Annotated in this window: 2 protein-coding genes; both read right to left on the bottom strand. The window is 42.7% G+C overall.

Going from position 1 to position 2,879, the window contains the following annotated elements; genetic code table 11:
• Window position 1 precedes the first annotated feature (1 nt).
• Window positions 2-289 carry a hypothetical protein gene (locus tag QUB25_RS29495; protein WP_333189005.1) on the bottom strand — a complete coding sequence of 96 codons (288 nt, stop codon included), beginning with the start codon at window positions 287-289 and terminating at the stop codon, window positions 2-4.
• Window positions 290-527: 238 nt separating this feature from the next.
• Window positions 528-2,246: a group II intron reverse transcriptase/maturase gene (gene ltrA, locus QUB25_RS29500; RefSeq protein ID WP_333189007.1), complete on the bottom strand. Its 1,719-nt coding sequence runs from the start codon at window positions 2,244-2,246 to the stop codon at window positions 528-530.
• Window positions 2,247-2,879 lie beyond the last annotated feature (633 nt).

Here is a 2,879-nt window from a genome sequence, read left to right on the forward strand (position 1 = left end):
ATCAATCTAGGTGTTGGTCAATTAGGGCAATCAGTTGAGAGATCGCCTTCTGTTCTTCTTTTAGCAATTCCTTAAGCTGGCGCATCTGCTCTTGGTTTGGGGGACGGTGTACCAAATCATCAACGAAGTCTAGCATTGGGGACTTTCTAAAAGGTCTGTCCAAGGCAGCTTCATCTCGCAAGCGCTTGGTTCGCTCCAGCTTTGACCGCTGCAATCGGTTTTTAGCCTGACGGCGTGCGATAAGTCCGTCAAGTCTTTGACATACGTTGCCAGTCGTCTTCATCTCCATATATGTCTTTCACTTGTTGTTTCAACTCGGTTAGCTGCTCGGTAAGACTTGCTACCTGATCTTCAATGGCATCTGTTTTATCTTCCTGGATTTCCAGAGAAATTTCCACAGATTCGACATATTCGTTAGAGTCGATATGAGCGTTACCACTCCTACCTCTCCTTCAGAACGGAACGTGATACTTTCGCATCATTCCGCTCCTTGATAATTCCACCTTTGTTATAGGTACGATTCAAGACTAACTGTCGGGCTTGATACTGAATTTCAAATGCAGTGAGCCGTCTGTTGATGTCTTTGTGTCGTGGCAATGTCTGTGTAGAAGTTGTAGATTATCCGGATGATTTTTACCACCTAATGAAAGCGGTAATTTATGGTCAACTTCTACAATGTCTGTACTGGTAAAGTACAAACCACAGTGAGAGCAAATACCCTTTTGTCGTTTGATTAAAGATGCAACTCTGTTAGGAGTTTCCGGGTATTCACCTCGACGCTTACTCCAGTAAATCCAGTCTCCATTAAAAGGACTAGCCTCACCCTTGACTTTTGTATGCCTTACGATTGGCGTACTTGCATGGGTGATTAGTTCTAATCCATCCTCGGTACTGAAACACCAATTTCGGTTTCCTACTGTTCGCCAGTATTTAGCCACATTGATGTCCCCTTTCCCTCTCTTTCTTGCCCAAGCTCTTAACTTATCGTAGGTTAGTTGGTCAACCTTGTTAAAGGTTTTTTTACTAACAACTGTCGAGTAATAGTTTGACCATCCCCTAATGATTGGATTCAGCCTACTGATTAAAGCAGCTTGTGGGGCGGTTTTATGCGAGTCTACTACCTCGGCAATCTTGTCTAGATGGGTCTTAATTTTGACTTTTGAGGGTGTGATTAATGTTTTAAAACCACGTGGTTTTCCATTTGATGTATTAGCACTACGGTAGTTTCCTACTTTGTATTGTTGCACATGGAATCCTAAGAACTCAAACCCGATATTTCCTTCTATTTCATTAAGTATGTGGGTTAGTTTTGTTTTACTTGGTTTTAATTCCAATCCCATGTCATTTAACCATTCTGCGATTATCTCCTGAGATTTCTTGACTACGTTCAAATCCTCATGGATAATCACGAAGTCGTCAGCATAACGGATTAGGCTAAGGGCGTTCCGGTTATCCCGTTTGTTTCCTTTTAGTGTTTCCGCGTGCTGTTTGACTCTTTCTTCCATACCGTGTAAAGCAATGTTCGCAAGTAAAGGTGAAATCACCCCTCCCTGTGGTGTACCCTCATTAGTAGGAAATAACTCATTTCTCGCACAGTACCCGGCTTTAAGCCAGCATTTTAATTGACGGCTTAACGTGGGGTATGTGTGTATTTTCGAGAGTAATGCTTTGTGGTCTATGCGGTCGAAGCACTTTGCAATATCAGCATCTAGCACGTATTTAGCTTTTGAATTGGTACTGATAAATATGGCTCCAATCGCATCGTGACAGGAACGTCCTGGTCTAAAACCATAACTGTTAGGCTCAAATTTTGCCTCCCATTCAGGTTCTAACGCTATCTTACATAGCGCTTGTAGTGCGCGGTCGTTTATGGTGGGTATTCCTAATGGTCGTTTTTCATTACTTCCAGGTTTGGGAATCATCACCCTGCGAGTGGGTTTTGATTTTCCTGCAAGCTTCAACTGATTGACCAAAATAATACGTTGCTTTGGAGATAACGATTTAACACCGTCCACTCCTGCCGTATTCTTTCCTTTGTTGTCTTGAGTTACTCTACGAACCGCAATACACTTGGCAGACCAAGACCTAATCAGGGTCTTTTGTAGTTTGCGAACTGCTTTAACATCACCACGTTCACTCGCTTGGAATATGCGCTTTTGCAACTTAAAAGTCACCCGTTCTAGTTTTCGCCAGTTGATGTCTTTCCACTCCACCGTCTGATTGTTCAGCGTTTTAGATATATTCATTGCTACTTGTTCTACTCCATTGGAATTACCGTGTACCTGTCAGCATATCCACACCATTACAGTGAGGCATTCGCTTTTGATACAATCCCTCTCCCTTAAACCATTCGTTAGCTACTTACTGGATATCGACCTATTTCTAGTATCCAGAGATTTAAGAGATTTACTTCGTTCCGATTACACATTTGTTTGAGTCTTTAGCGTGATGCTATCCACCGGGTTTACGGGCGGTGCTTATAAGTCGATTAACGAATCGCTTATGCCATATCCTTGCCTTTTGGCTTGGTGTTAATCAATCTTTACCGTGTTTTTCAACGGTTTTATTCTGATTCAGCCATTACACCATTACAAATGACGATGGTTCCATCACATCTTTGCTTTTGCTACGCATGGACTCTTGCTTGACAGTTACCAAGTTTGGCTCTCAGTAGTTCTGCCTTTTAACCCCGCTTTAGCCTAGTGGTTGCTACCCAATAATCTAGGGGCTATGCTTTCACCTCTGCACTTGAGGGATAGGACTTGACGCACAGCGCCTCACCTACAAATGTAATCAGTTGTCACCAGTCTCAACAACTGGGCTAACCGTCCTATAAGCTTTTCAGCCTACTTTAGGTTAAACGAATCGCACCGTTAACT

It is taken from the genome of Microcoleus sp. B3-D7 (assembly GCF_036705305.1).
In the GTDB taxonomy this organism is placed as follows: Bacteria; Cyanobacteriota; Cyanobacteriia; order Cyanobacteriales; family Microcoleaceae; genus Microcoleus.

What these genes read in the sequence shown, in the direction of transcription:
- ltrA (WP_333189007.1), bottom strand. Translation starts at nt 2,246, where the DNA reads ATGAATATATCTAAAACGCTGAACAATCAGACGGTGGAGTGGAAAGAC.
- QUB25_RS29495 (WP_333189005.1), bottom strand. Translation starts at nt 289, where the DNA reads ATGGAGATGAAGACGACTGGCAACGTATGTCAAAGACTTGACGGACTT.